Source organism: Undibacterium sp. JH2W, assembly GCF_049340425.1.
Lineage (GTDB): Bacteria > Pseudomonadota > Gammaproteobacteria > Burkholderiales > Burkholderiaceae_D > Undibacterium.
Map to the genome: position 1 here is coordinate 13,205 of NZ_JBMPOT010000010.1, position 24,607 is coordinate 37,811.

Below are 24,607 nucleotides of genomic sequence, written 5' to 3' on the forward strand. Positions count from 1 at the left end.
TCATGAAAAAATCATGGAAGCGTCTCAATTTGATTGCCGCCGCCTGCAGCGTCCTCGTGATGTCAGCAGGCCAGGCACAAGCCATGGGCTTGTTGCAAGCCTATGAGGCGGCGTTGATGAATGATCCATCTTATCGTGCCGCTGTATCCGAAAATACGGCTGGCAAAGAGTACAAGAATATTGGTCGTTCCGGCTTGCTGCCTACAGTGCAATACGTTTATGGCACCAGCAAAAACAAGGCTGAAATCACTGCTCCCCAGCAATTAAGTCAGTTTAGCCCGGTGGTCCAAATCACCAATGATTACGACTACACCAGTATTAGCAGCTCTCTTTCACTGCGTCAGGTATTGTTCAGCCTGGATGCGACGGCGCGTTACAGACAAGGTATAGCCCAGACCAATTATAGCGATGCGATATTTTCTGCGCGCAGCAAGGATTTGATCGTTCGTCTGGTGACTTCTTATGCCGATGTCAAATTCTCCGAGGATCAGCTGGATTTGTTCCGTGCACAAAGAGATGCCTATGCGGAACAAAAGCGTATTAATGAACGCATGTTTGAAAAAGGCGAAGGCACCAGGACTGACATGCTGGAAACCCAGGCCAAACTGGATGTCGCTGAAGCCCAGGTCATAGAAGCACAAGACACGCTGCTGAATGCAAGAAATACTTTTTCTGCCATCATTGGTAGTGAAGTGCAACAACTCGATGGCTTGCGCCCCGAGTTCAATGTCATGCCAGGGTCACTGTCAAGTTTCGATGACTGGATGACTATCGCTGCAGAAAACAATCCTGAGATCGCCGCCGCCAAGTTTTCCCTTGAAACTGCAGAATTGGAAATTGACAAGAGTAAAGCCGGGCATACACCAAGACTGGACCTCAATGTTGGTTACAATCGTGGTCTGTCCGATAGTTTAAATAACCGAACCCAGGATCAAACTGTCAAAAGCATAGGCGTGCAATTGGTGATACCGATTTATTCAGGTGGCTATGTTAATGCGGTAAGCAACCAGTCTGTCGCCAACCGCGACAAGGCCAGGGCTGACCTGGATGGCACACGCAATCGTATCTCTATAGAGTTGCGCAAGCAATATAACGCAGTACAAACCAGCCTGACCAAGATCGCTGCCTTGCAAAAATCGGTCAATTCATCTACCTTGCTGGTTGAAGCAACCAAGCAAAGCGTCAAGGGTGGTGTGCGTATCAATCTTGATGTGCTGAGTGCAGAGCAGCAATTGGTGGCCTCCAAGCGTGACCTGGCCCAGGCTAAATACAATTACCTGATCAGTTTCCTGAGACTGCGTGTGACCGCTGGCAATATCACTGTCGATGATATCCAGGCAGTTGGCGCTTACTTTTCACCCATGACCTGAGCGGGCTTGGAATTGTAATCAGCCATTGATGGCGAAGACATAAAAAAACGGCACATCCTTGAAAGATGTGCCGTTTTTATTTTCTGCTAGAGATCAGCCCGCCAGTTTTTTCTTCAGCAATTCATTGACCTGGGCTGGGTTACCCTTGCCCTTGGTTGCCTTCATTGCCTGACCGACCAGGGAGTTGAACGCCTTTTCTTTGCCGGCGCGATATTCATCGACAGATTGCTGATTTGCAGCCATGACTTCATCGATGATTTTTTCCAGTGCGCCAACATCAGAAATCTGTTTCAAACCTTTAGCTTCAATCACCTGATCCGCCAGGTTGACATCAGTAGATGGCGCCTGCCACATGGCAGCAAACACTTCCTTGGCAATCTTGTTGGAAATCGTGCCATCAGCGATACGCTGCAGCAACACCGCCAACTGTGCAGCCGTCACCGGAATAGCGCTGATATCCAGGCCTTCACGGTTCAGGGTTGCTGCCACATCGCCCATCATCCAGTTCGCAGCAGGCTTGGCTTGCGCGGCACCAGCAGCAGCTACCACAGCTTCAAAATATATTGCCATGCCTTTGGATTGCGTCAGAATGGTCGCATCGTACTCAGGCAAACCGAATTGCTCGATAAAGCGCTGGCGCATGGCGGATGGCAGCTCAGGCATGGTGGCGCGTACTTGTTCTATCCATTCACGGCTGATTTTCAATGGTGGCAGATCAGGGTCAGGGAAGTAACGATAGTCCATCGAATCTTCCTTGTCGCGCATTTTCACCGTGACTTTCTTATCCGGGTCATACAGGCGCGTTTGCTGAATGACTACACCGCCATCTTCAATCAATTCAATCTGGCGACGCACTTCATAATTGATTGCTTCTTCCAGAAAACGGAAAGAGTTCAGGTTCTTGATTTCACAACGCGTGCCAAATTCTTTTTGACCAACCGGGCGTACAGAAACGTTGGCATCGCAACGGAAAGAACCTTCCTGCATATTGCCGTCACAGATATCCAGCCAGGTCACCAGCGAATGCAGCGATTTGGCATAAGCGACTGCTTCGGCAGCGCTGCGCATGACTGGCTCGGTAACGATTTCGAGCAAAGGTGTACCGGCGCGGTTCAGATCTACTCCTGTCATGCCTTCGGTGATGCCATGCATGGATTTGCCAGCATCTTCTTCCAGGTGGGCGCGCGTCAGTTCTATATTCCTGAACTCAGTCTTGCCATCTTTTTCAAATACACAAGGGACGAAACCGCCTTGGACTACCGGGATTTCAAACTGGCTGATCTGATAGCCTTTAGGCAGGTCAGGGTAGAAATAATTTTTACGGGCAAAGATAGATTCCGGTGCGACCAATGCACCAACGGCCAGACCAAACTGTATGGCTTTTTCCACTGCACCTTTATTCATGACAGGTAACACACCAGGCAAGGCCAGATCAACCGGGCTGGCCTGGGTATTCGGTTCGGCACCAAATTGTATTGAAGAGCCGCTGAAAATTTTTGAGTTGGTCTTGAGTTGCGCATGCGTCTCAAAACCGATAACGACTTCCCATTGCATAATATTTCCTCGTCTTATCTTTAACTTATTGCGCCCGTTCGTCTGCAAGCGGGCAGCACATCAATTCATCTCATTATTCGTAGGTACAAAGCCCGGTTCTGGTATTCACCGTCAGCTCTGAAAAATTCCTGCGTGAGCCACATAGCGCAGGGCAAGTAGGCTTGATATGCAGGGCATCGCCTTCACGTTCCAGGCGTATGCTGCATTGCGAGCCGCGGTCTACATCATACCCACGCTTCTGCCTTGCTGACTGGGCATTCCTGAGACGTATGCGCCAGCCTTTTTCTGTCAATTCTGCTGTCAGGTCATCGTCAGTATCTATGCTGCATTCATGTCCGCGATTGCTGCGAAATACAGATGATTCCCATTGAAACTCAATGACCTGCGTACCATTCAATTGCATACGTACCTGATCACTGTAAAGCAGGCGCTCACCATCAGCATCTTCCTGCAACGTTTGTGTGCAGGCAATATGTGTGTCCAGTGTCTGTGCCGACAAAGTTCCACATATCAGCCACATGGCTGCGCCCAGGAAGATTTTCAAGCTCATACAGGGCTGCGCGTATGCCAGTCAGTGGCTTGCTGGAACTGATGCGCCACATTCAGCAATTTCGCTTCATCATAATAATTGCCTATGATTTGCAAGCCTACCGGGCGCTTGGCATTCTTTTCGCCCTGGCCAAAACCGCAAGGGATGGACATGCCAGGCAAGCCTGCCAGACTGGTCGAGAGCGTGAAAATATCAGCCAGGTAGTTAGCGACCGGATCATCTGCCTTGGAGCCCAGATCCCAGGCCACGGTCGGCGCTACCGGACCCATGATGACATCACATTTCTCAAACGCTGCAGCAAAATCTTGCGCGATCAGGCGGCGTATTCTTTGTGCCTGCAAATAATAGGCATCATAGTAACCGTGCGACAGTACATAAGCACCGACCAGGATACGGCGCTTGACTTCAGCACCAAAACCTTCAGCACGTGACTTTTTGTACATCTCATTCAAGTCTTTGTAATCGGCCGCACGATGGCCATAACGCACACCATCAAAACGACTCAGGTTTGAAGACGCTTCTGCCGGTGCAATCACATAATACACAGGGATGGACAATTCGGTTTTTGGCAGAGAGATTTCTACCAGTGTCGCGCCCAGCTTTTCATATTCAGCCAGCGCAGCACGTACTGCCTGTTCCACATCTGCAGCCAGGCCAGCAGAGAAAAATTCTTTTGGTACACCGATGCGCAGACCTTGCAAAGACTTGTTCAGGTCACGGTTGAAATCTTCTTTTTTGCGTTCCAGCGAAGTCGAATCTTTCTCGTCAAAACCTGTCATCGCATTCAGCAGGATGCCGCAGTCTTCGGCGGTCTGGGCGATAGGGCCACCCTGATCCAGTGAAGAGGCGAAAGCGATCATGCCGTAACGCGATACGCTGCCATAAGTAGGCTTGATACCGGTGACGCCGCAAAAGGATGCCGGTTGACGGATGGAGCCACCGGTATCGGTAGCAGTCACTGCGGGTGCCAGACGCGCAGCAATCGCTGCTGCCGAGCCACCAGAAGAACCACCAGGTACGGCAGTTTGGTCCCAGGGGTTTTTCACTGCGCCAAAATAAGAGTTTTCATTCGATGAACCCATGGCGAATTCATCGCAATTCAATTTGCCCAGTGTGACCGTGCCTGCTTTATTGAACAGCTCAACGACAGTAGCGTCAAAAGGGCTGACATAATTTTCCAGCATGCGCGAACCGGCAGTCGAACGCCAGTCGCGTGTCACGAAAATATCTTTATGGGCGATAGGTACGCCCGTCAATACACCTGCATCTCCACTGGCCAGGCGTGCATCGGCAGCCGCCGCCTGTTGCAAAGTCCATTCAGGATTCACATGAAGGAAGGCATTCAGGTCACTGGCCGCAATACGGCCCAGATAATGCTGTGCAAGTTCGGTGGCGGATACCTGCTTGCTTTGCAGCAGGGCGGATAATTGCGAAATTGTTTTGGTATGCATAAGTGAAATATGACTTATTCAGTCTCAATAACCTGGGGGACGAGGTAAAAGCCATCTTGTGTGGCTGGCGCTGGCTTTTGATAATGTTCGCGATGATTACTTTCAGTAACCACGTCTTCGCGCAGGCGCAAAGCCATTTCTGGCAGCAGGGCGGCGATAGGATGACTCAGAGGAGCCACACCTGTGGTATCCACCGCCTTTAATTGTTCAACCAGAGAGAAAATACCATTCAGTTTCTCAAGTGTAGCAGTCGATTCTTCCAGGGAGGTTTCTATATTTGCCAAATTGGCAATTCTTTTCACATCTTCAAGTGTCAGTGACATAGTTCAGGGGCGCATTTTTGCGCGAAAAAGAGTGTCAAAAAATACATAATCCGATATACCACCAAAAGCTTAATTTAGGTGTTGGTATCAAATAAATTTAAACAGATTATAAGGTAGAATGGCGGGTTAATGCCCTAAATGGCTTGCTAAATCCCCTAACATGCTTAGTTACACTCAGTTATGCTTAGATTCGAGACGGCTGGCTGGTTTCCGGTGAAAACGGGTGGGGGTAAAAATTCGGTCGCGCAACCTGATGAAGCGGGTTGAGCCCACAATCAGTTAAACACAGGACAATACATGTTTGGTTTTTTACGTAGTTATTTTTCAAATGATCTGGCGATCGATCTGGGAACAGCCAACACGCTGATTTATGTACGTAGCCAGGGTATCGTGCTCGATGAGCCATCCGTAGTCGCGATCCGTCAGGAAGGCGGCCCCAACGGTAAAAAGACAATTCAGGCAGTAGGTAAAGAAGCCAAGCAGATGCTGGGCAAGGTGCCGGGTAATATTGAAGCTATCCGCCCCATGAAAGATGGTGTGATTGCCGACTTTACCGTCACCGAGCAAATGCTCAAGCAATTTATCCGCATGGTGCATGACACCAAGTTCTTTAAGCCGTCCCCACGCATCATTATTTGCGTACCTTGCGGTTCTACCCAGGTAGAACGCCGTGCGATTCGTGAATCTGCCCTGGGAGCCGGTGCTTCCCAGGTGTATCTGATTGAAGAACCCATGGCGGCTGCGATAGGCGCTGGTTTGCCAGTGTCTGAAGCAACTGGTTCCATGGTGGTCGATATCGGTGGCGGTACGACTGAAGTGGGTATTATTTCCCTGGGTGGCATGGTCTACAAGGGTTCGGTCCGTGTAGGCGGTGACAAGTTTGACGAAGCCATCGTTAACTACATCCGCCGCAACTACGGCATGTTGATCGGTGAGCAAACTGCTGAAGCCATCAAAAAGGCGATCGGCTCCGCTTTCCCGGGTTCCGAAGTCAAGGAAATGGAAGTCAAAGGACGTAATCTGTCCGAAGGCATCCCACGTTCCTTCACGATTTCCAGCAATGAAATCCTGGAAGCCCTGACAGATCCGCTGAATAACATCGTTTCTGCCGTTAAAAACGCGCTGGAACAAACGCCACCAGAACTGGGCGCTGATATTGCTGAAAAAGGCATGATGCTGACAGGTGGTGGCGCACTCTTGCGTGATCTCGATCGCTTGCTGATGGAAGAAACCGGCCTGCCGGTGATCGTTGCTGAAGATCCATTGACTTGCGTGGTCCGTGGTTCTGGCATGGCACTGGAGCGTATGGATAAGCTGGGCTCTATCTTCTCTTACGAGTAAGCCTGTGCCATCCGGGAGCGTGGCAGCCAGCGACTGGCTGCAGCTCTTATTTGATGCAGCCTGCTTTCAGCCTTGAGTGCTGAAGCCAGGCTGAATTGATTGCCAATTTAAATGCTTGTTGCGCTGTTCATTGAGAAACACCGGTAAAGTATGGATTACAGCCCACCACCACTCTTCAAGCAAGGCGCCTCTGCGCGCGTCAGAGTGGTTTTCTTTGCCGTCCTGGCAATTTTCCTCTTGGTCGTTGATGCCCGCCTGAAATCACTGACCCTGGTCAGGCAGATTTTGGGTAGTGTGCTCTATCCTGTGCAGATGGTCGCTGTCATGCCACGCGATACCATCAAGCGCATGTCAGATTATTTTGTCTCAGTCACCGCACTGGAAAAAGAAAATACCCAGTTAAAGCGACAGCAAACCCAGAACGCCGATAGCCTGCAGCAAAGCGGGCATTTGATGGCAGAAAATACTCATTTGCGCAAATTGCTGGATGCGCGTGAGCGCCTGCAAGTTAAATCTGTCATGGCAGAGATTATTTACGATGCCCGTGACCCTGCCACCCGCAAAGTGATTATCGACCGCGGCATCAAACATGGTATCGCCCTGTCCCAGCCCGTGATTGATGACAAGGGCGTAGTCGGCCAGGTGACCAGGGTATTTCCGCTGACGGCAGAAGTGACTTTGCTGACAGATAAGAACCAGGCGATACCTGTACAAATCCTGCGCAATGGCTTGCGCAGCGTGGCCTATGGGCGCGGCCAGTCCAGCTATCTGGACATGCGCCTGACCACCAATGCCGATATACAAAATGGCGATCAACTGGTGACGTCGGGCATAGATGGTGTCTATCCTCCGGGCCTGGCAGTCGCCAAGGTCATGCAGGTGGAAAACAAGGCCAATACCACATTTGAAAGCATACTTTGCGTGCCGACTGCCGGCATAGACCGCAATAAGCAATTACTGGTCTTGCTGATTTCTACCGATAATTTGCCACGCCCGGATACTGAAGACGTGCGTGCCAAGAAAGAAAAACTCAATCGCAAGGTAACCCGTGATGCTGCCGCGCCAGCATCTGATACCAAGCCCGTAGACCAGCCCATGAAAGATTTACCGGTCAAGGAAAACACAGCGAAAGACACTCCACCCAAGGAAGCCGCGGCCAAGGATGTTCCAGCGACACCTGCCAAGGAGCCCACACCATGAATAGCCCGCATTACATACTCTTGCCGGTCAATCCGGTATTCATCGCCCTCAGTTTTGCGGTGGCTTTTTTTCTCAATTTCCTGCCCTGGGGTGGTTGGATAGGTGTGCCGGATGTGGTGGCTCTGGTGCTGGTATTCTGGACCATACATCAGCCGCGTAAAGTCGGTATAGGCGTGGCATTTGCCATGGGCTTGCTGATGGATGTGCACGATTCCATCTATATGGGTGAAAACGCCCTGGCCTACACCTTGTTGTCCTACTTCGCCATCATGATACACAGGCGTGTGCTGTGGTTCCATCCGCTGACACAAACCCTGCATGTCTTTCCCTTGTTCCTGTTCGCGCAACTGGTGCAGCTGGCTGTGCGTATGCTGGTGGCACCGGATGCCAATTTCCCTGGCTGGGCTTACTTTACGGTCAGCCTGGTCACCACCATCCTGTGGCCACTTGCCACCTTGCTGTTGCTGGCACCACAAAGGCGGGCGATAGATAAAGACGATACCCGTCCTATCTAGTCCTGCTGTTATCCGATTGCTGCCTGTTTCACCTTTTTCACTATGACAGAACTTAAGAACACGGAACGCGAACTGCATCACTTCCGCATGCGCCTGATTTTCATCGGTGTCTTCGTAGTCCTGTGTTTTGGCGCCTTGATTTCCCGTTTTGTCTGGCTGCAAATCATCAAGCACAATGACTATGCCCTGCTGGCAGACGAGAACCGTATCGACATCGTCCCGGTGGTGCCTAATCGTGGTCTTATCACCGACAGAAATGGGGTGGTGCTGGCACGTAATTATTCTGCCTATACGCTGGAAATCACTCCTTCAAAAATCAGCAAGGACATGGATGTGCTGATTGATGAACTGGCCATGCTGGTGGATATACAAGCCAAGCACCGCAAACGCTTTCGCAAATTGCTGGAAGATTCAAAAAGCTTCGAGAGCCTGCCCATCCGCACCCGCCTCACCGATGATGAGGTCGCCAGGTTTACTGCGCAGCGTTTCCGCTTTCCTGGCGTCGATATTCAGGCCCGCCTGTTCCGCCAATATCCCCAGGGGGATTCGGCTTCCCATGTCATCGGCTACATAGGTCGCATCAGCCCCAAGGATGCTGAGATCATCGATGAAATGGAAGATGCTGCCAACTACAATGGCACGGATTACATAGGCAAAGAGGGCCTGGAAAAAAGCTACGAAAAAATCCTGCACGGCAATACCGGTTTTGAAGAGGTGGAAGTTGCTGCGGGTGGCAGGGCCGTGCGTGTACTGTCCCGTTCTGCACCGACCTCAGGCAAGAACCTGATCTTGTCCGTCGATATAGAATTGCAAAAAGTCATAGAAGAAGCCTTTGGTGATAGGCGTGGTGCACTGGTGGCCATAGAACCTGAGACGGGTGACGTGCTGGCCTTTGTTTCCAAGCCTACTTATGATCCCAATCTGTTTGTCGAGGGCATAGACCAGCAAAGCTGGACTGAGCTCAATACCTCAGAAGACAAACCCCTGTTGAACCGGCCGTTGACGGGAGCTTATCCACCAGGATCGACTTACAAGCCCTTCATGGCGCTGGCAGCACTCGAGCTGGGTAAGCGCACTACCTCGCAGGCGATTGCTGACCCAGGCTATTTTACTTTTGGTAACCATACCTTCAAGGATGATAAAGCCGGTGGACATGGTATGGTAGATATGTACAGATCCATCGTGCAATCCTGCGATACCTACTATTACATGCTGGCCAATGATCTGACCGTGGACGTCATGCACGACTTCATGGCACCGTTTGGCTTTGGTCAAAAGACCGGCATAGATCTGGAACATGAACGTACCGGCTTATTGCCATCGACGGCCTGGAAGCGGGCAGCCTTCAAGAAGCCTGAACAAAAGCGCTGGGTCCTGGGGGACACGATATCTCTGGGCATAGGCCAGGGGCAAAATACCTTTACTCCTTTGCAAATGGCGCATGCCATGGCGACGCTGGCGAATAATGGTGTGATCATGAAGCCGCATCTGGTGAAGATGACGGAAGACCCACAAACTCGGCAAAGAGTGCTGACCGTTCCCAAGGAAACTGCCCGTATTCCCCTGAAACAGGAAAATATAGATTTCATTAAAAACGCCATGGTGGGGGTTACAAAGGAAGGTACTTCCGCCAAAGTCTTCCTCGGTGCTGAATATATTTCCGGCGGCAAGACCGGTACGGCACAAGTGGTGGGTATCAAGACGGGCGAGAAATATAATGCCAAGAAAATAGCTGCACGACATGTAGACCACTCCCTGTATACCGCCTTTGCACCGGCAGACAAACCCAAGATTGCGATTGCCATCATTGTAGAAAACGGTGGTTTTGGTTCTGAGGCAGCTGCACCGATTGTGCGCAAGGCGCTAGATTATTATCTGCTGGGCAAACGCCCGAAGGACAAGGATAGCAAGGACAATGTACCGCCGCAGCCCAAGCCGCAAAGTGACATGGCCCTGTATCGCTCTGATGCGGAAGTCAAGGCACCTGCCGAGCCTGATCCAGGTCCCAAGCCAGGTGGTGAAACCACGGGGAACAAGGATTGATCATGCAAAAAAATGGTATTAACTGGCGTTTCATACGCTCCCACATTTTCGTGTTCGATGCGACCCTGGCGATCCTGGTGTTTCTCATCATGTCCATCGGTATCATGACCCTGTATTCCGCGGGCATGGATTTCCCCGGGCGTGTCGAAGGGCAGATCAGAAATATCCTGGTTTCTTTCTTCATCATGTGGGTCATGGCGAATATTCCACCGCAGACACTAATGCGTTTCGCCATACCTATATACAGCTTTGGAGTGGCCTTGCTGATCGCCGTCGCCTTGTTTGGCCTGGTCAAAAAAGGTTCGCGCCGCTGGTTGCATATAGGCATAGACATGCAGCCTTCGGAAATGATGAAGATCGCCACGCCACTCATGCTGGCCTGGTATTTTCAAAAGCGTGAAGGTGCTTTGCGCTGGCGCGATTTCGTCATCGGCGCAGTGATACTGGGTATCCCCCTGGCCCTGATTGCCAAGCAGCCTGATCTGGGAACTGCCATGCTGGTAGTTGCCGCCGGTTTTACCGTGGTATTTCTGGCGGGCCTTTCCTGGAAGTTTTTGATCTTCCTGACGACCGCAGCAGCAGTACTGATTCCCACCGTAGTCTGGCCCATGCTGCATGATTACCAGCGCGACCGTGTCCTCACCATGCTGGACCCTAATCGCGACCCCCTGGGCAAGGGTTTCCACATCATACAATCGACTATCGCCGTCGGCTCGGGCGGTTTGCATGGCAAGGGGTATATGAAGGGCACGCAAGCCCATTTGGAATTCATACCCGAGCATACGACGGATTTTATCTTTGCGGTATTCTCTGAAGAATTCGGTTTTATTGGCAATGTCATCCTGGTCAGCCTGTACTTTTTACTGATCTTGCGCTGCCTGATGATTGCTGCCAATGCACCGACCCTGTTTGCCCGTTTGATGGCTGGTGCCGTGACTATGATATTCTTTACCTATGCCTTTGTGAATATGGGCATGGTGATAGGCATAGTGCCGGTAGTCGGCGTGCCTTTGCCTTTCATGAGTTATGGCGGCACTGCACTGGTGACGCTGGGTATGGGATTAGGGATAATGATGAGTGTACAGCGTAACCGCAAACTGGTGCAGACATGAGCAGGCGCATGCCTGGCCATCACTGCAAGCTTTCCATCCTGGCAGCAGCTGCAGTATTGCTGACAGCTTGTGGCAGTGCGCCCAAGCAAAATATCATCATTGCAGATAGCCCGCGTCCCGCTTCGACCAGCAAGTCTGGTAGTAGTCAGACCGCCGCCCTGCCCAAGGCAAATTCTGGCCGCGGCGCTTATTACAAGGATGACGGGCCAGGTGACAGCATACCCGAAGGCCTGGAGAATACTGTCGATCCCATCCCCATGGTTGAAGATTATTCACGCTCGGGCAACAAGCCCTATGTGGTATTCGGCAAGACGTATACACCAATAGCCGATAACAGCACTCCTTTCGTGCAGCGTGGCGTAGGTAGCTGGTATGGCAAAAAATTCCATGGCCAGAAAACCTCATCCGGCGAATTGTATGATATGTACAAAATCACGGCGGCACATCCTACCCTGCCTATCCCTTCTTATGCACGGGTGACGAATCTCAATAATGGCAAGCAAATCATTGTGCGCATCAATGACCGCGGGCCGTTTCACGCCAGCCGCATCATCGATTTGTCGTACACCGCGGCACTCAAGCTCGATGTCATAGGCAAGGGTAGCAGCCAGATAGAAGTTGAACGCTTATTGCCTGCCGATATAGAAAGAATGGCAGAGAACCGCAAAAACCAGCCTGTCCAGCCTGTGCGCCAGCCGACGGCGGTAGCGATCAGCAGCCCGGTAGCTGCAAAAGAAATTCCGGTCGTGCGCAATAATCCCGCGCCCACCATGAGCATGGAAGAATTGCTGGCAGCACAGGAAAACAAGCCTGTAGAAAAATTTACCCAGTCTGTCAGTACGACGCCCAGCAACATGGTCAACAGCGTGGCTGCGGCGAATGCCGTCTCATCAGTGAGCCCGGCAACCCCTGGCTATTACATACAATTTGGTGCCTACGCGATACGTGCCAATGCCGAAGCCATCATGAATCATTTGAAGGGCAAGGCCACCAGTCAGTTACCCAGCTTTGATATCGTGCAGCAAGGCAGCCTGTATCGCCTGGTCAGTGGCCCTTTTGCCAATCGTACTGAAGCCACAGCCGCGATTGCCCAGGCCGGTGAGCTTGGCGTAGGGCGACCCATGGTGGTTCAGCGTTAAAGACTATTCATCTTCTGCTGCCTGCTTCATCTCCAGCGCCATTTGATACAGGGCATTCTTCTTTTGCCCTGTCAGTTGTGCGGCCAGTCCTGCAGCTTGCTTGACTGAGCATTCTTCCAGCAAGATCTGCAAGACCCGGCGTGCTTCCAGTTCCTGATCATCGGCGGCTGCGGTGGTAGCTTCGATGAGGATGACGTATTCCCCCTTTTCCCTGTGGCTGTCGGCTGCCAGCCAGCTTTCAGCTTCTGCCAGGGTGCAGCGATGGATTTCTTCAAACAGTTTGCTGACTTCGCGCGCCAGCACGATACGGCGGGTATCACCAAATATCGCACGCATGGCCGCCACGGCTTCGATGATGCGGTGCGGCGCTTCATAGAAAATCAGGCTGGCTGGTATGGCTTGCACTTCCCGCAATATGCTGTCGCGCTGCCCGGCTTTGGCAGGCAGGAAACCGACAAAATAAAAGCGGTCATGTATCAGGCCACTGGCTGACAGGGCACTGATAGCCGCTGAGGCGCCTGGCAAAGGCGTGACGGACATGCCTGCCAGTTTGATTGCATCGACGATCTTGGCACCAGGATCGGATACACCAGGCGTGCCAGCATCGGATACCAGGGCGATGCGCTCGCCAGCCTGCAGGCGCGCCAGTATCTTTTCAGCCACTTCGCGCTCATTATGCTGGTGAGCGGCGATCAGGGGTTTGCTGATACCATAGCGCGTTAGCAATTGAGCAGTATTACGGGTATCTTCGCAGGCGATGGCATCTGCCAGTGACAGCAGATGCAGGGCGCGCAGAGAGATATCGGCAACATTGCCTATGGGGGTAGCAACCACATATAAAGTAGCAGTTGGGTAATTTTGTCTGGTCACTGCTTCGATCACAGTGGCACTCGTGAACAGTGCGTTGTCGGTGGTGCTCATGCCTGTTCCTTTATTTAATAAGCAAAATAAGTAGAACTCATTTCATAAATAGGGTGAGATGCGTTTGCCTCATAACGTGGGCTGGCAAGGCGGACGAGGCCGTCAATAGTGGTGCTATTGATAATGAGTCCAACGCAGTCCAGTGCGCGTTATGAGGCAAACCCTTCGGGAACTGACGATTTGGGCGCATTGCGGCGTTGTGCCCCTCGCTAAGGCAGGAGCCTTAGCAGCGCAGGGTACGCACCTAAGGCCTTGCACTGCATCCCAAATCGCCTTGTTCGCACTCATCCTATTTATGAAATGAGTTCTAAATGAATTAGCCGAGATTGTACGCCAATGAGACTCGCAAAGACTCCAGAAACGCCGGATAACAAATCAGTGCCCGACCAGCGCACCAGTCGTCGCCGTAGCGGTGACGAGGCAGAAAGCCTGGCGCTGCTGTATTTGCAAAAAGCGGGCTTGAAATTATTGCAACAAAATTTTTTGTGTAAAGGCGGAGAAATCGACCTCATCATGCAAGATGGGGCTGTGCTGGTCTTTGTCGAAGTCAGAAAGCGCAGTTCCATGCAATTTGGTGGTGCCATTGCTAGCGTTACTCCTGCCAAGCAAAGACGTATGGTGCACGCGGCCCAAGTCTATTTGTTAGCAAAAAAGATCCAGCCAGCTTGTCGTTTTGACCTGGTGGCCATAGATGGTGAACAGATCAACTGGCTAAAGAATGTCATCGTCGCTGGATGAAATGACAGGATAGAGGACTGGAATAGTGATGGCTGAAGTGAAGGGCGCGCACGTGGCAGGCACTCTGCTTTCACTGTTACAGTCCACTTAAGCTTGGTCTGCCGTATAATCTGACGCAATCAGACTAAGTAAGCATTATGACAAATCAACGCATATTGGCGCACTTCCAGGAAAGTGCAGAATTAAAGATGCGGGCTGGCACAGAGCTGGCTCAGCCTATTTCAGACGCGGTGGAACTCATGTTCTCGGCGCTGTCTAATGGTAACAAGATACTCGCCTGCGGGAATGGCGGCTCTGCGGCCGACTGCCAGCATTTTGCCGCCGAGCTGGTAGGGCGCTTTGAGCGTGAACGCCTGCCTTTGCCGGCCATGGCATTGACGACCGATACGTCGATTTTGACGGCAGTCGCAAATGATTACAGTTTTAATGAAGTGTTTTCCAAGCAAGTGCAGGCATTTGGCCAGTCTGGTGATATCTTGCTGGCCTTGTCCACGTCCGGCAATTCGCTCAGTGTGGTGAATGCCATTAATGCCGCGCTTGAAAGGGATATGCGGGTTGTAGCCCTGACTGGCAAGGGCGGTGGAGAAATCACGAATATCCTGACTGAAGCCGATGTCCATATCTGCGTACCGCATGACAGGACAGCGCGCATACAGGAAGTTCATTTATTGACCATACATTGTTTGTGTGACGGCATTGATGCCGCATTATTTGGAGGAGATGCTGATGAGTAAAAAATCCTGGAACAAGCTGGCCAGACCGGTCGCCGTAATTGGCTTGTGTTGTGCAACAGCAATAAGCCTGCAAGGCTGTGTAGAAATGGTCGTTGGCAGTGCTGTTGTGGGTACTTTTGCCGCCACTGATCGCCGTACCTTTGGGGCACAAACTGAAGACAAAGCCATCGTCATCAAGGGTGAGACCCGTGTCCAGCGCTTGCTGGGGAAAAATGGCCATGTGAATGTCAATTCCTTTAATCGCCACGTTTTGTTGACTGGTGAGGCGATCGATGAAAACGCCAAGTCGGCAGCAGAACGCGAATTGCGTGCAGTGGAAGGCGTTGTCACCGTGACCAATGAAATACAGATCGCCGGTGCCTCGGATTTATCATCGCGTTCCAGTGATACACTGATCACGACCAAGGTCAAGGCTACTTTTGTCGATACCAAGGATGTCTCGGCGAATGCCATCAAGGTTGTCACAGAAGCTGGTATCGTCTACCTGATGGGCAGGGTTACTCAGCGTGAAGGCAACCATGCGGCAGATATTGCCAGCAGCATCAGTGGTGTACGCAAGGTGGTCAAAGTATTTGAATACATCACCGAAGAAGAATTGAAAACCTATCAGGCCACACCAAGCAAGAACCCACCCAGCAGCGATAATTGAACCAGCATGACCGACTTTTGTCGGTCTTGTTTATTCTGGAGAAAACATGATTGCAATGATCGTTTTATCGGTCATGGTCACGATATTTGCATTCTGGGTTCTGGGTGTCCACAAGCGCCTGCTGAATGCCCGCAAGCGCATTAAAACTGCATTCTCACAAATTGATGTGCAGTTTAAGCGCCGCTATGCCCTGATCCCCAATCTGGTAGAAATTGCCCAGGGCTATATGAAGCATGAGCGCGAAGTCCTGGAAACCATCATCACTGCGCTTAATGAGGCTGTTGCGGCAAACTCCATGGCAGCAGCCCACCCCCTGGTAGGCATAGCAGTACAGCATCTGGCTGCTTCTGAAGACAGATTGACCGTCACTCTGGGCAGGATGTTCGCCATCGCAGAAGCATGCCCGGAGCTGCAAGCCAATGTCAGCATGCAGCGGCTGACCGAAGAGTTGAATGATGCAGAAAACAAGATTGCCTTTGCTCGCCAGGCCTATAACGACAGTGTCCTGCAATATAACCAGGATATGCTGCATTTCCCCGGCCCTGCCATTGCCAATATGTTTGGTTTTCATGCAGCCGAATTAATGCAGGCCAGCACTTTGGACTTGTCCTTGCTACAGGCTGTCACTGTCGCATAAACTTCACAACGATTTTCCTTCATGAGCCTGTGAGTTCTGGTTTTATTTTGCCATATAAATCAAAACAGCTATCAAGGAGTTAGTTGCATATGGATGGTATTTTGCTGTCGCTATTCAAATACAAGGCTTGGGCGAATGCAGAAATGCATGCGGCCCTGGAAAAATTCGATGCTCAACAATATCCCGACAAGTTTCTAGCCATGTTGCAGATACTCGATCATGCCCATGTCGTCGACAGGATATTCATGGGGCATTTGAATGGCACTGACACCAGCAGTTTTGTGACGACGAATTCTGAAATAAGACCAGGCCTGGTGGAGTTGCGAGAGCGGGTCAGGCTTACGGATAACTGGTATCTCGATTTTGTCTCTGTTATCAGTCCCCAGCGCTTGAAGCTGCGCTCACAGTTCACATTTACTGATGGTGACAAGGGCAGCATGTCTTGTGAAGAGATGCTGCTACATGTGATTACCCATGCCGGTTATCACCGGGGTAGTGTAGGTCAGTTGATGGAAGATACCGGCATGGATTCGCCACCAGACTCACTGACGAAGTTCCTGCACCGGCAGGAGCCAGAGCGGCGGCTCAGGGGATAGCGCCAGATTGTCAGGTACGCCCGACGATGGAGGCAGTGGCCATCAGTTCATCGATCAGGGCCAGCAAGATCTTGCCTGACATGCGGTGCGGGTCCAGCACAGGCAGAGGGGAGTATTTGAGTAAGATGGAAGGGTTGATCTTGCTCATGTTTGCTTGCCCCATGGTCCAGCCTGCATAGCGTCGTTCGAGAATTTCTTCATAATCGAGCAAGATCACATCGGTATGGCGGGGGTCACGCAAGATGTGGCTATACAGGGTATTCACCGCTTCGCGGCCGCCTTCCAGCACCTGCATGAAGACTTGATCGCTATGGCAGAGTACGCCAGTGATCCCATGCTGCGGATTATGCTGACGTGATTGGCTGACGATGGATTGCACGATGTCGCACATTTTTTCATCCACGACACGGCTGGCATAAAGTAAGCGTACTAGCATGGCAAGTCCTGGTTAGCGTTTGATCAGGGATAAGAATTCGCGGCGCAGGTTCGCATCCTTCAAAAACGAACCGTGCATCACACTATTAATCATGGCGGCCTCCATGTCTTTCACTCCGCGCCAATGCATGCAAAAGTGATCGGCTTCCATGACTACGGCCAGCCCGTCGGGCTGCATTTTTTCTTGCAGGGCATCAGCCAGTTGTACCACGGCTTCTTCCTGTATCTGCGGGCGGCTCATGACCCATTCTGCAATGCGGGCATATTTTGACAAGCCTATCAGATTCGAATGCTCATTCGGCATGACACCTATCCAGACTTTGCCGATAATCGGACACAGATGATGTGAGCAGGCGCTGCGCACCGTGATCGGGCCTATGATCATCAATTCATTCAAATGCGAGGCATTCGGGAATTCAGTGACAGCAGGCATGGGCACATAGCGACCCTTGAAGACTTCCTGTATGAACATCTTGGCGACCCGGCGGCCAGTATCCTGAGTGTTATGGTCACTCTCGGTATCTATCACCAGGCTTTCCAGCACGGCCCGCAGTTTTTCTTCAACCTCAGCCTGCAATTCATCCATCTCGCCAGCTTCAATGAAGTGGGCGATATTATCGTTCGCGTGAAAACGCGTCTTGCTGGCCGTGATGCGTTCACGTATGCGCTGCGAGACGGGGATATTGACAGCTTTATAAGCAATGGGCGTATCGTTAGACATGCTGAAAACCGGGATGTAAAAAGTCTATGGTAACTGAATTGTCAAATTGACGTAGTCTATGCTTGCTGCTTCTGGTTATTGTGGACTGTTTTTCTGGTATTCAGCTTCGCGCTCGGCCTTCCACAAAGGCAGGCAATGCGGGCAAAAACAAAGGACATCAAGCTTCAACTCACCACCTGGCAATTTTTTAAATGCAATCGGTGGCAAGGCCGTGCACCAGCATGCCTGGCCAGTATTATCTGCCATGGCACAAGTGAATTCACTTTGGCAACGGGGGCACACACTCATGCGCCACCTTCTTTACCTGGTGTGGATGATTTTCCATCCGCCGCCCGCTCTGGCAAGCCCTGAATCGCCGTTTGCCGCATGGCCTGGCGCAGGAAAGACATTTGGCCATTGAAACCGGTGCAATAACGGCAAATTGCTAAATGCATTTTCAATTTGGTGCGCTCGGGCAGGCTCAAAGGCCGGTCCATCCCTTCCGAGATGAGCTGGTGTGCGTGTTTGCAAGCTAAAAATAATGCCATGTTTTTTCCTCAGTCTTAGAACCTGCTTACGATCTTACTGCGCGAACGTGATCGGGGCTCATGCGCTGCTCAAAATGCTCATGTACCAGAGTATATTCCGCTTTTTGCGCTGCGTTTTTACTACCCTGACCCCGCTGACGCTCGCTACAGATCGTAAGCAGGTTTTTAGGAATGTAGTCCGAACCAGTTCAGATCCAGGCACTCGCGCAAACGCAGGCGTGCGCGATACAAGACCACCCATAGATTAGACGTGGTCAAGTCCAATTCCTTACAAATTTCTTCTGTTTCCAGTTCCAGCCATTCACGCATCATGAAAACCCTTGCTGTTTTTGCAGGCAGGTTTTCCAGGCAAAGCTCAAGTACGCGAAAAAAATCTTTTTGCTGCAAAGTTGCTTCAGGCGCACCCCAGTCAGAAGGCGTGCTCAGTGCATGACCATTAGCATTAAATAAACTGTCTATCAGATCATCTTCAGATTCATCATCCCGGGTTTCCAATTGCTTTTCTCTTTTCAAAGAACGCAGGTGATCAATGATCTTGAACTTCAGGATGCCAGTCACATAGGTGCGTAATGAGGAATTGCCAGCAAAACTGTCTGGTTTTTCCAACACGGCCAGCAAAGTTTCCTGAACGGCATCTTCTGCAGCGCTCTCATTACGCAATTGTAATTGTGCAAAGCGATATAGCCCAGGCCGCAGGTTTTCTAGTTGTTGATGCAAGTCTGTGATCGATGTCATAAGTCTGGTGACTGAATTGGAAAAGCTTTCGCTGCAAATCCTGTAAAATTCGGCTTAGATAAGATAACTCCTTTTTTTCAGGACTTTCACAAAATTGTCCCGGCAAGGTGTAGCGACGACGACAGTACCATTGTACGGCTAGGCGCTGCAACACAGCTGGGGCGATTTTTTGAAAGTCCTGCAATGATACCTTTAGGATACCCCGTCATTATGAGCGATTTGAAAGCAAACACCACAGAAGAACTTGCACCCGAAGACCGGTTGGCCGGTGTGGAGCCAGCCATCAAGGCTGAAATTCTGGCGGAAGCCCTGCCTTATATCCGTAAATTCCACGGCAAAACCATCGTCGTCAAATACGGTGGCAATGCCATGACAGAAGAACGCCTGAAACACGGCTTCGCCCGTGATGTCATTTTGCTCAAATTGGTAGGCATGAACCCGGTCGTGGTGCACGGTGGTGGCCCGCAAATTGATAATGCCCTCAAAAAAATGGGCAAGCAGGGTACTTTCATCCAGGGCATGCGTATCACCGACGAAGAAACCATGGAGGTGGTTGAATGGGTACTTGGTGGTGAAGTCCAGCAAGATATCGTCATGCTGATTAACCACTACGGTGGCCAGGCAGTAGGCTTGACCGGTAAAGACGGCGGTTTGATCCGTGCCCGCAAGATGATGATGCCAGACCGTGAAAACCCGGGTGCCATGCTGGACATAGGTTATGTTGGTGAAATTGATGCAATCAACCCTGCTGTCGTTAAAGCCCTGCAGGATGATGCTTTTATTCCTATTATTTCTCCTATCGGTTTTGGTGAGGATGGTCAGGCTTACAACATCAATGCTGATCTGGTCGCAGGCAAGATTGCTGAAATCCTGAAAGCTGAAAAGCTCATCATGATGACGAATATCCCCGGTGTGCTCGACAAACAAGGCAACCTGGTGACCGATTTGTCGGCCCGTGAAATTGATGAAATGTTTGCTGACGGTACTATCTCTGGTGGCATGCTGCCCAAGATTTCATCCGCACTTGATGCGGCCAAGTCTGGCGTGAATACCGTGCATATCATTGATGGCCGCATAGAACATTCGCTGTTGCTGGAAGTGCTGACCGAGCAAGCCTTCGGTACCATGATACGCAGCCACTAATGAATAGATCAATGCTGGAAGAGTGTCCCCGTCATGCGTAGACGCTCCGAGCCCTTGTGGCTGTTTGATCTGGACAATACGCTGCATAATGCCTCACATGCGATTTTCCCTGTCATCAGCCAGAACATGAATGCCTTCCTGGCGCGTGTGCTGGGTGAAGATGGCAAGCCAGCAGATGCGGAAAGAGTGAATGCCATACGCCAGCAATACTATGCCCGCTATGGTGTCACCATGCTGGGCATGGTCAGACACCATGGCGTGAGGGCAGATGAATTTTTGCAAGAGGTTCATCATTTTGATGACCTCAGCGCGATGATACGGTATGAGCGTGGTTTGAAGAAATTGCTGCGCCGCCTGCCGGGCAAAAAGATTTTGCTGACGAATGCGCCGCGCATCTACTCTGGCCGGGTACTCAGGCATATGGGTTTGCACAAGCATTTTGATGCGCATATTCCGGTCGAAGCCATGCGTGTGCATGGGCAAATGCAACCCAAGCCTTCGCGCCCTTATTTGCGCAAGCTGCTGGCAAGTTATGGCAAGCGGGCAAGAGACTGTATCCTGGTAGAAGATAGTGTAGAGAATTTACTTGCAGCAAAGCAAGAAGGTCTGCGCACAGCCTGGATCACAGGCTATACTCCTGCCCATCAGCGTAAAAGAGCTGCCGCCTGTGCTGACGTCAAAGTAAAATCCGTCATGCAACTCGCCCGCCACATCCACCGCCTGCGCTCCTGATTTCAGCTAGTGTAGCAAAATGTAAAAGGGGGATTGCGCACTGGCGGGCTGGTCTTTAGAATCTCGCCCCGGGTGTAGCTTGCCTGCATCTCCTTTTTGAATCCACTATTTGACACTATATGGCCAGCACCAAACCCGGCGAACGTAAATTACAGATACTCCAGACGCTGGCGGCGATGCTTGAGCATCCCAAAGGTGAAAAGGTCACGACCGCTGCCCTGGCTGCCAAAGTAGCAGTGTCTGAAGCGGCGCTGTATCGCCATTTCGCCAGCAAGGCGCAAATGTTTGAAGGCCTGATCGAGTTCATCGAGTCTTCCATCTTTGGCCTGATTAACCAGATCAATGAAAGCCAGGAAGATGGCATGGTGCAAGCCCAGTCCATCATCATGATGTTGCTCAATTTTGCCGAGCGCAATCCCGGTATGACCCGCGTGCTCATCGGTGATGCCCTGGTGAATGAAGATGAACGCCTGCAATTGCGCATGAACCAATTGGCTGAGCGCATGGAGATGGCTTTCCGCCAATCCTTGCGCCTGGCTGCCAGCCAGGGGCATTTTGCCGAAGAAGAAGCGCAAGCCCGTGCCAGCCTCTTATGCAGCTTTGTCATGGGACGCTGGTTACGTTTTGCCAAGACGGGTTTCAAGTTGTTGCCGACTGAGCAGGCAGCCATGCATACAGCCTTGCTGTTGCGCTAATCAATCAGGCAGGATTGCACTTCATCGCTGGCTGACGCATCATAGTCCGTGTTTTATTCACACAGGATTTTTATAGCCACTGATGAAGTCGCCCCAGCAACCCGGACGTTTATTCCTATGGCGTGGCGCTGCCCTGGTGGTTTCACCGGGTATAGATTCGTCCCTGCATACCCATTATGCGCTGCAACTCACTTACGGCCTGGAGCGGCCATTTCGCGCCCGCCTGCAGTCAGAGCATGACTGGACAGTCAGCCGCAGCGCCAGTTTTGCCCCGCATGATGCCCATCAGATAGATAGCGATGGCGGCATGCTGGCGCATCTGTTCCTGGAAATGCCTGAAGCAGTGAAGCTGAAGGCAACTGATTTACAGGCAGGATTTGAGTCTCAGCCAGAATTTCAGGCGTTGCTTGCCAGTCTGGCTGACAATCGTCATCAGTCACTGGACATGGCAGCAGCCCTGCAGATACGGCAAGCCTGGCAAAGTTGTGCCTTGCCACACAGTCAGACCAGCACATCGTTCGATAGCCGCATCCTCAGCACACTGGATACCATTGTAGCCAGCCACGGGCTGGATTGCAATGGTGAGAGCCTGGCCAGGCTGGTGCATTTGTCAGAAAGCCGCTTCACCCATTTATTTCGCCAGCAAACCGGCATGTCCTTGTCGCGCTATCTGCTATGGTCGCGCATGGTGGATGCCGTAGCAGCTGTTGCGCAGGGCAATAATATGACAGCGGCTGCCCATGCGTCCGGCTTTGCCGATCTGGCGCATATGAGCCGCACCTTCCGCAGCATGATGGGGGTAGCACCCTCAGAATTACACAGGATGGCGATTGCGTTCAAGCAGGATGCTATTTGATGGATTACTCTGGGGGTATAACAATACTCAGGAGACTCTCATGCAAGAAACCAATTCCAGACAGATAGAGCAATTGCTGGCCAAATACAGCGAAAGCCATCTGAACCCCACCAATGAACTGATCCACTTTGTTTGCGTACCCGTCATCGTGCTGTCCTTCCTTGGCCTGATCTGGGCCGTGCATCCGCTGGCAGCGCTGGCAGCCACGTTATTGTCGCTGGCATATTATATGACACTGTCGGTGCCATTTGCCGTTGGCATGCTGGCTATGTCAGGCACGATGCTATGGATACTCTCGCAGCTGCCGCAACACCTGATGTGGCAAATCTCGCTGGGTATCTTTGTCGTTGCCTGGATAGGCCAGTTCATAGGCCACAAGATAGAAGGCAAGAAACCATCTTTCTTTGATGACCTGCGCTATTTGCTGATAGGCCCCTTGTTCGTGCTGAGTTTTTTATATCGCCGCCTGCACATTGCTTATTGAAGCATCAGATACTTAACTGCACAGCCTGTGAAGTCTTGGGCAAGTCATTGTTATACATGCGCCAGGTATTGCGGCCACTGGCCTTGGCGGCTTTCAACGCAATATCTGCATGATGTAAAAATAACCGCTGCTCCTTGGCATGCAGGGGGCAGCAGGCTATGCCTATGCTGGCGCTCAGTACAATTTGCTGGCCACGCAAGGTCATGGGCTGGTTGATGGCCTTGACCAGGCGGTCTGCCAGGTGTTCTACCACTTCCAGGCTGCCAACATTGGGCATGATGGCGGCGAATTCATCGCCATCGACACGGCATAGGGTATCGGTGCTACGCAAGACGCCACACAGGCGGTTGGCCATGGTTGCCAGGATCAGGTCGCCTGCATCATAGCCAAAGCTTTCGCTGAGACCCTTGAAGTGGTCCAGATCTATGAACATCAGGGCGGCTATTTCATTATTGGCGACCGCATCTTCAAGGCAATTGCTAAGCAGCCTGTGGAAATAGTGGCGATTGGGCAGTTTGGTCAGGCTGTCGTGATTATTCAAAATCGCCAGACGGCTATCGGCTTCGCGCCTTTCCTTGGCTTCGCTTTGCATATCGTTTTCCCAAGCTTCCATACGGGCCAGCATGAGATTGAAATGCATGTTCAGGCTACCCAGCTCATGTTCCGGGTCTTGTGGTGCACGCAGGCTATAGTCCCCAAGCGTCGCCACTTTTTCAGCCATCACACTTAATTCCATGATGGGCTGCATGGACCGCAATTGCTTATTGGTCAGCCAATACGCTGCCAGCGCGGCAATAAAGATGGACAAGAAACCAGCTATCAGCAAAAACAACAAGAAGTGCTGGTACAGTGGCCAGGCGCTCAACTGCATTTGCACTTGGCCATTGATGCTGGTGCCGCTCAGCACCGGGCTGATGGCTGTAAATTGACTAACATGTTGTTCCACAGCGTGGTGTCTGAACAGTGTTGCGGCTTCTATGCCACTGGTCTTGATCAATTGCCCCTGGGATGTCCAGGCCAGCAGTGGCTGGCCATTCTTGTCAAACACATAGACAGTTTGCAAGTCTTGGGTATTGGTCGCATTGAGCAAGAGGCTTTGCAATTGCCGCATATCATTGGCGATCATGGCATCGGCCATATTGCTGGCCAGGATATCGACCTTATACAAGGCTTCGGTACGCAAATTTCTTTGTAGCAGGTAGGTGGACAGGGTCAGGGCGAGCAACAATGCCACCAGCAAGGCCAGGGTCATGCCCTGCAGATTCTGACGAAAAATCCGTTTTGCCATCGGCAGCCTGAAATAAGTATTTTGCATGAGAAATATTGCGAATTGCCCTTTGGAAATTGCTGGCTGTAGTGAATATCAGCGACTATACCTATCTGCCAGAATCATGTCATAAAAATTG

Annotated in this window: 28 protein-coding genes; 17 read left to right on the forward strand and 11 right to left on the reverse strand. The window is 51.4% G+C overall.

Annotation, left to right across the window (positions count from 1 at the left end; genetic code table 11):
• Positions 1-2 precede the first annotated feature (2 nt).
• Entirely contained in the window at positions 3-1,370 is a 1,368-nt protein-coding gene (locus ACO0LC_RS15960; protein ID WP_423004782.1) for a TolC family outer membrane protein, read from the forward strand.
• A 93-nt stretch (positions 1,371-1,463) separates the two neighbouring features.
• Here the strand turns inward: ACO0LC_RS15960 and gatB are convergent, their stop codons facing one another.
• Genes gatB through gatC form a run of 4 tightly spaced genes read right to left on the reverse strand, consistent with a single transcriptional unit; the run spans position 1,464 to position 5,248 of the window.
• Complete coding sequence (gene gatB, locus ACO0LC_RS15965; RefSeq protein WP_423005270.1) at positions 1,464-2,942, reverse strand: Asp-tRNA(Asn)/Glu-tRNA(Gln) amidotransferase subunit GatB; 1,479 nt, start codon at positions 2,940-2,942, stop codon at positions 1,464-1,466.
• A gap of 55 nt (positions 2,943-2,997) precedes the next feature.
• The gene (locus ACO0LC_RS15970; protein WP_423004784.1) at positions 2,998-3,474 is read right to left on the reverse strand and encodes a hypothetical protein; all 477 of its coding nucleotides are present in this window, start codon (positions 3,472-3,474) and stop codon (positions 2,998-3,000) included.
• On the reverse strand, positions 3,471-4,925 hold the full coding sequence (gene gatA / locus ACO0LC_RS15975; protein ID WP_423004786.1) for an Asp-tRNA(Asn)/Glu-tRNA(Gln) amidotransferase subunit GatA: 1,455 nt from the start codon (positions 4,923-4,925) through the stop codon (positions 3,471-3,473). Before gatA ends, ACO0LC_RS15970 begins: the two co-directional genes overlap by 4 nt.
• A 14-nt stretch (positions 4,926-4,939) precedes the next feature.
• Complete coding sequence (gene gatC, locus ACO0LC_RS15980; RefSeq protein ID WP_423004788.1) at positions 4,940-5,248, reverse strand: Asp-tRNA(Asn)/Glu-tRNA(Gln) amidotransferase subunit GatC; 309 nt, start codon at positions 5,246-5,248, stop codon at positions 4,940-4,942.
• Between the two features lie 297 nt (positions 5,249-5,545).
• Here gatC and ACO0LC_RS15985 point away from each other — a divergent pair, with 297 nt between their 5' ends.
• From ACO0LC_RS15985 to ACO0LC_RS16010, 6 genes are all read left to right on the forward strand, one after another.
• The gene (locus ACO0LC_RS15985; RefSeq protein ID WP_110256286.1) at positions 5,546-6,589 is read left to right on the forward strand and encodes a rod shape-determining protein; all 1,044 of its coding nucleotides are present in this window, start codon (positions 5,546-5,548) and stop codon (positions 6,587-6,589) included.
• Positions 6,590-6,739: 150 nt separating this feature from the next.
• Positions 6,740-7,789 (forward strand): rod shape-determining protein MreC, encoded by a 1,050-nt coding sequence (gene mreC / locus ACO0LC_RS15990; protein ID WP_423004790.1) that lies wholly within the window; start codon positions 6,740-6,742, stop codon positions 7,787-7,789.
• Complete coding sequence (mreD, locus tag ACO0LC_RS15995) at positions 7,786-8,304, forward strand: rod shape-determining protein MreD (protein WP_423004792.1); 519 nt, start codon at positions 7,786-7,788, stop codon at positions 8,302-8,304. Before mreC ends, mreD begins: the two co-directional genes overlap by 4 nt.
• A 42-nt stretch (positions 8,305-8,346) precedes the next feature.
• Complete coding sequence (mrdA, locus tag ACO0LC_RS16000; RefSeq protein ID WP_423004794.1) at positions 8,347-10,347, forward strand: penicillin-binding protein 2; 2,001 nt, start codon at positions 8,347-8,349, stop codon at positions 10,345-10,347.
• 2 nt (positions 10,348-10,349) lie between these two features.
• The gene (gene rodA / locus ACO0LC_RS16005; RefSeq protein ID WP_423004796.1) at positions 10,350-11,459 is read left to right on the forward strand and encodes a rod shape-determining protein RodA; all 1,110 of its coding nucleotides are present in this window, start codon (positions 10,350-10,352) and stop codon (positions 11,457-11,459) included.
• Positions 11,456-12,598: a septal ring lytic transglycosylase RlpA family protein gene (locus ACO0LC_RS16010; RefSeq protein WP_423004798.1), complete on the forward strand. Its 1,143-nt coding sequence runs from the start codon at positions 11,456-11,458 to the stop codon at positions 12,596-12,598. Before rodA ends, ACO0LC_RS16010 begins: the two co-directional genes overlap by 4 nt.
• A gap of 3 nt (positions 12,599-12,601) precedes the next feature.
• Here ACO0LC_RS16010 and rsmI read toward each other — a convergent pair whose 3' ends face one another.
• Positions 12,602-13,519, reverse strand: coding sequence for a 16S rRNA (cytidine(1402)-2'-O)-methyltransferase (gene rsmI / locus ACO0LC_RS16015; RefSeq protein ID WP_423004800.1), 918 nt, complete (start codon positions 13,517-13,519; stop codon positions 12,602-12,604).
• Between the two features lie 336 nt (positions 13,520-13,855).
• Here rsmI and ACO0LC_RS16020 point away from each other — a divergent pair, with 336 nt between their 5' ends.
• The 5 genes from ACO0LC_RS16020 (at position 13,856) to ACO0LC_RS16040 (ending at position 16,873) form a co-directional block, all read left to right on the forward strand.
• On the forward strand, positions 13,856-14,257 hold the full coding sequence (locus tag ACO0LC_RS16020; RefSeq protein WP_423004802.1) for a YraN family protein: 402 nt from the start codon (positions 13,856-13,858) through the stop codon (positions 14,255-14,257).
• Between the two features lie 137 nt (positions 14,258-14,394).
• Positions 14,395-14,991: a phosphoheptose isomerase gene (locus tag ACO0LC_RS16025; protein WP_423004804.1), complete on the forward strand. Its 597-nt coding sequence runs from the start codon at positions 14,395-14,397 to the stop codon at positions 14,989-14,991.
• Positions 14,978-15,640: a BON domain-containing protein gene (locus ACO0LC_RS16030; RefSeq protein WP_423004806.1), complete on the forward strand. Its 663-nt coding sequence runs from the start codon at positions 14,978-14,980 to the stop codon at positions 15,638-15,640. The genes ACO0LC_RS16025 and ACO0LC_RS16030 overlap by 14 nt, the downstream gene beginning before the upstream one ends.
• Positions 15,641-15,686: 46 nt before the next feature.
• On the forward strand, positions 15,687-16,277 hold the full coding sequence (locus tag ACO0LC_RS16035) for a LemA family protein (protein WP_423004808.1): 591 nt from the start codon (positions 15,687-15,689) through the stop codon (positions 16,275-16,277).
• A gap of 89 nt (positions 16,278-16,366) precedes the next feature.
• Positions 16,367-16,873, forward strand: coding sequence for a DinB family protein (locus ACO0LC_RS16040; RefSeq protein WP_423004810.1), 507 nt, complete (start codon positions 16,367-16,369; stop codon positions 16,871-16,873).
• A 10-nt stretch (positions 16,874-16,883) separates the two neighbouring features.
• Here ACO0LC_RS16040 and ACO0LC_RS16045 read toward each other — a convergent pair whose 3' ends face one another.
• From ACO0LC_RS16045 to ACO0LC_RS16065, 5 genes are all read right to left on the reverse strand, one after another.
• Entirely contained in the window at positions 16,884-17,309 is a 426-nt protein-coding gene (locus ACO0LC_RS16045) for a BLUF domain-containing protein (protein WP_423004812.1), read from the reverse strand.
• A gap of 12 nt (positions 17,310-17,321) precedes the next feature.
• Positions 17,322-18,029, reverse strand: coding sequence for a GTP cyclohydrolase I (gene folE / locus ACO0LC_RS16050; RefSeq protein ID WP_423004814.1), 708 nt, complete (start codon positions 18,027-18,029; stop codon positions 17,322-17,324).
• Between the two features lie 75 nt (positions 18,030-18,104).
• Positions 18,105-18,317, reverse strand: coding sequence for a cysteine-rich CWC family protein (locus ACO0LC_RS16055; RefSeq protein WP_423004816.1), 213 nt, complete (start codon positions 18,315-18,317; stop codon positions 18,105-18,107).
• Positions 18,314-18,556 (reverse strand): zf-HC2 domain-containing protein, encoded by a 243-nt coding sequence (locus tag ACO0LC_RS16060; RefSeq protein ID WP_423004818.1) that lies wholly within the window; start codon positions 18,554-18,556, stop codon positions 18,314-18,316. Before ACO0LC_RS16060 ends, ACO0LC_RS16055 begins: the two co-directional genes overlap by 4 nt.
• A gap of 165 nt (positions 18,557-18,721) precedes the next feature.
• Positions 18,722-19,291: a sigma-70 family RNA polymerase sigma factor gene (locus ACO0LC_RS16065; protein ID WP_423004820.1), complete on the reverse strand. Its 570-nt coding sequence runs from the start codon at positions 19,289-19,291 to the stop codon at positions 18,722-18,724.
• Between the two features lie 210 nt (positions 19,292-19,501).
• Here ACO0LC_RS16065 and argB point away from each other — a divergent pair, with 210 nt between their 5' ends.
• From argB to ACO0LC_RS16090, 5 genes are all read left to right on the forward strand, one after another.
• A complete protein-coding gene (argB, locus tag ACO0LC_RS16070) occupies positions 19,502-20,434 on the forward strand; it encodes an acetylglutamate kinase (protein ID WP_423004822.1) in 933 nt (310 codons plus the stop codon).
• Positions 20,435-20,467: 33 nt separating this feature from the next.
• A complete protein-coding gene (locus ACO0LC_RS16075) occupies positions 20,468-21,166 on the forward strand; it encodes a pyrimidine 5'-nucleotidase (RefSeq protein ID WP_423004824.1) in 699 nt (232 codons plus the stop codon).
• Between the two features lie 119 nt (positions 21,167-21,285).
• On the forward strand, positions 21,286-21,861 hold the full coding sequence (gene slmA, locus ACO0LC_RS16080) for a nucleoid occlusion factor SlmA (protein ID WP_423004826.1): 576 nt from the start codon (positions 21,286-21,288) through the stop codon (positions 21,859-21,861).
• An 82-nt stretch (positions 21,862-21,943) separates the two neighbouring features.
• Positions 21,944-22,717 (forward strand): helix-turn-helix transcriptional regulator, encoded by a 774-nt coding sequence (locus ACO0LC_RS16085; protein WP_423004828.1) that lies wholly within the window; start codon positions 21,944-21,946, stop codon positions 22,715-22,717.
• Between the two features lie 40 nt (positions 22,718-22,757).
• Positions 22,758-23,201, forward strand: a complete 444-nt coding sequence (locus tag ACO0LC_RS16090) for a DUF962 domain-containing protein (RefSeq protein ID WP_423004830.1) — start codon at positions 22,758-22,760, stop codon at positions 23,199-23,201.
• A 4-nt stretch (positions 23,202-23,205) separates the two neighbouring features.
• On the opposite strand, the gene ACO0LC_RS16095 is transcribed toward ACO0LC_RS16090, so the two are convergent.
• Positions 23,206-24,516, reverse strand: coding sequence for a diguanylate cyclase domain-containing protein (locus ACO0LC_RS16095; protein ID WP_423004832.1), 1,311 nt, complete (start codon positions 24,514-24,516; stop codon positions 23,206-23,208).
• Positions 24,517-24,607: the final 91 nt, after the last annotated feature.

Excerpts from the sequence above, each read along its gene's own strand:
- ACO0LC_RS15960 (WP_423004782.1), top strand. The coding sequence starts at position 3 with ATGAAAAAATCATGGAAGCGTCTCAATTTGATTGCCGCCGCCTGCAGC.
- ACO0LC_RS15970 (WP_423004784.1), bottom strand. The coding sequence starts at position 3,474 with ATGAGCTTGAAAATCTTCCTGGGCGCAGCCATGTGGCTGATATGTGGA.
- gatA (WP_423004786.1), bottom strand. The coding sequence starts at position 4,925 with ATGCATACCAAAACAATTTCGCAATTATCCGCCCTGCTGCAAAGCAAG.
- gatC (WP_423004788.1), bottom strand. The coding sequence starts at position 5,248 with ATGTCACTGACACTTGAAGATGTGAAAAGAATTGCCAATTTGGCAAAT.
- ACO0LC_RS15985 (WP_110256286.1), top strand. The coding sequence starts at position 5,546 with ATGTTTGGTTTTTTACGTAGTTATTTTTCAAATGATCTGGCGATCGAT.
- mreC (WP_423004790.1), top strand. The coding sequence starts at position 6,740 with ATGGATTACAGCCCACCACCACTCTTCAAGCAAGGCGCCTCTGCGCGC.
- mreD (WP_423004792.1), top strand. The coding sequence starts at position 7,786 with ATGAATAGCCCGCATTACATACTCTTGCCGGTCAATCCGGTATTCATC.
- mrdA (WP_423004794.1), top strand. The coding sequence starts at position 8,347 with ATGACAGAACTTAAGAACACGGAACGCGAACTGCATCACTTCCGCATG.
- rodA (WP_423004796.1), top strand. The coding sequence starts at position 10,350 with ATGCAAAAAAATGGTATTAACTGGCGTTTCATACGCTCCCACATTTTC.
- ACO0LC_RS16010 (WP_423004798.1), top strand. The coding sequence starts at position 11,456 with ATGAGCAGGCGCATGCCTGGCCATCACTGCAAGCTTTCCATCCTGGCA.
- rsmI (WP_423004800.1), bottom strand. The coding sequence starts at position 13,519 with ATGAGCACCACCGACAACGCACTGTTCACGAGTGCCACTGTGATCGAA.
- ACO0LC_RS16020 (WP_423004802.1), top strand. The coding sequence starts at position 13,856 with ATGAGACTCGCAAAGACTCCAGAAACGCCGGATAACAAATCAGTGCCC.
- ACO0LC_RS16025 (WP_423004804.1), top strand. The coding sequence starts at position 14,395 with ATGACAAATCAACGCATATTGGCGCACTTCCAGGAAAGTGCAGAATTA.
- ACO0LC_RS16030 (WP_423004806.1), top strand. The coding sequence starts at position 14,978 with ATGCTGATGAGTAAAAAATCCTGGAACAAGCTGGCCAGACCGGTCGCC.
- ACO0LC_RS16035 (WP_423004808.1), top strand. The coding sequence starts at position 15,687 with ATGATTGCAATGATCGTTTTATCGGTCATGGTCACGATATTTGCATTC.
- ACO0LC_RS16040 (WP_423004810.1), top strand. The coding sequence starts at position 16,367 with ATGGATGGTATTTTGCTGTCGCTATTCAAATACAAGGCTTGGGCGAAT.
- ACO0LC_RS16045 (WP_423004812.1), bottom strand. The coding sequence starts at position 17,309 with ATGCTAGTACGCTTACTTTATGCCAGCCGTGTCGTGGATGAAAAAATG.
- folE (WP_423004814.1), bottom strand. The coding sequence starts at position 18,029 with ATGTCTAACGATACGCCCATTGCTTATAAAGCTGTCAATATCCCCGTC.
- ACO0LC_RS16055 (WP_423004816.1), bottom strand. The coding sequence starts at position 18,317 with ATGAGTGTGTGCCCCCGTTGCCAAAGTGAATTCACTTGTGCCATGGCA.
- ACO0LC_RS16060 (WP_423004818.1), bottom strand. The coding sequence starts at position 18,556 with ATGGCATTATTTTTAGCTTGCAAACACGCACACCAGCTCATCTCGGAA.
- ACO0LC_RS16065 (WP_423004820.1), bottom strand. The coding sequence starts at position 19,291 with ATGACATCGATCACAGACTTGCATCAACAACTAGAAAACCTGCGGCCT.
- argB (WP_423004822.1), top strand. The coding sequence starts at position 19,502 with ATGAGCGATTTGAAAGCAAACACCACAGAAGAACTTGCACCCGAAGAC.
- ACO0LC_RS16075 (WP_423004824.1), top strand. The coding sequence starts at position 20,468 with ATGCGTAGACGCTCCGAGCCCTTGTGGCTGTTTGATCTGGACAATACG.
- slmA (WP_423004826.1), top strand. The coding sequence starts at position 21,286 with ATGGCCAGCACCAAACCCGGCGAACGTAAATTACAGATACTCCAGACG.
- ACO0LC_RS16085 (WP_423004828.1), top strand. The coding sequence starts at position 21,944 with ATGAAGTCGCCCCAGCAACCCGGACGTTTATTCCTATGGCGTGGCGCT.
- ACO0LC_RS16090 (WP_423004830.1), top strand. The coding sequence starts at position 22,758 with ATGCAAGAAACCAATTCCAGACAGATAGAGCAATTGCTGGCCAAATAC.
- ACO0LC_RS16095 (WP_423004832.1), bottom strand. The coding sequence starts at position 24,516 with ATGCAAAATACTTATTTCAGGCTGCCGATGGCAAAACGGATTTTTCGT.